The sequence below is a fragment of the Mycobacterium hubeiense genome (genome assembly GCF_002838065.1).
Taxonomy (GTDB): Bacteria; Actinomycetota; Actinomycetes; order Mycobacteriales; family Mycobacteriaceae; genus Mycobacterium; species Mycobacterium hubeiense.
The window spans coordinates 1-955 of record NZ_PIZU01000118.1 but is presented as its reverse complement, the minus strand read 5'-3'; the positions used below and the strand labels follow the sequence as shown (position 1 = coordinate 955).

The following is a 955-nucleotide window of genomic DNA, read 5'->3' as shown; positions in this document are numbered from 1 at the left end:
GGATCGTCACCCAAATTCCACGCGACTCGGGACATGCTCACTCCACCAGCTGCTCAGGGGTCGAGGTTGGATTGAGTTTTGCCGAGCCGGCGGTAGAACAATGTATGACTGGCCACCGTCTGCCCCCGACGACCACGAAATCACCTATCTGATCGTAGATTTGCGCGGTGCTGCCGGCGTCGGACCCGCATACCGTGTGTCCGTCGTAAACGGTGATCGATTGATGTACGAAGTCGAATCGGCACTAGTAGCCGACCTGGACACGATCGAAGCCAGTCGGTGTGCCGGGTGCACGCCTTGCCCGCACGAAGCGGCAGGCTAGCGGCCCACTTTTCATCCTGGAGGTGTCCTGTGAAACGTAAGACGGTAACGGTCACGGCGGCCGCTATCCAAGCCATGGGCCGGCAGAACACCAAGGCATCGGCACGGCTCGAAGGTCGTGAGGTGCCGGGCGGCTTTGTTCGATCGCCGGCCGTCGAACGGTACATCGCCGAACGCGGGACGAGAAGCGCTGACGCTGTTGTGCCGCGCTGCGAGCCCGACCGGACAGAGGTACAAGGCGGAATGATCCAGTGCGGCACCGGCGAAGCGGCGGACGATCTCCTCTCCTTTCTCAAGACTGAGATATGGCCGCTACTCGAGGACCGATCGCCAATCACCAAAGCCGAACGCGAGCAGATGCTCGACGACCCGACAACAGATTGAGACGAAGGTCATCGAGTCAACCTGCGGAGGCGGCCAGCCGGCGAAAGGAAACTCGACAGTGAGTCACTGGAACTACCGTGTCGTGCAGTCGTTCGACCAGACCGAGTACTTCATCGCTGAGGTCTACTACGACGGCGACGCCACCCAGGGGTGGGCGGACAGAGAGCATGACTTCCTGCGCTGGGATGACTACAACGACCTCAAGGGCACTGTCGGAACCTGTCAACCTGAATGAGGCACCGTTGCGCGG

The 955-nt window shown here is 61.0% G+C and carries 2 protein-coding genes; both read left to right on the top strand.

Annotated features, from left to right (window positions below):
* Positions 1–351 precede the first annotated feature (351 nt).
* The gene (locus CWS39_RS30430) at positions 352–705 is read left to right on the top strand and encodes a hypothetical protein (protein ID WP_102146116.1); all 354 of its coding nucleotides are present in this window, start codon (positions 352–354) and stop codon (positions 703–705) included.
* A 58-nt stretch (positions 706–763) separates the two neighbouring features.
* Complete coding sequence (locus CWS39_RS29075) at positions 764–940, top strand: hypothetical protein (RefSeq protein WP_158240431.1); 177 nt, start codon at positions 764–766, stop codon at positions 938–940.
* Positions 941–955: the final 15 nt, after the last annotated feature.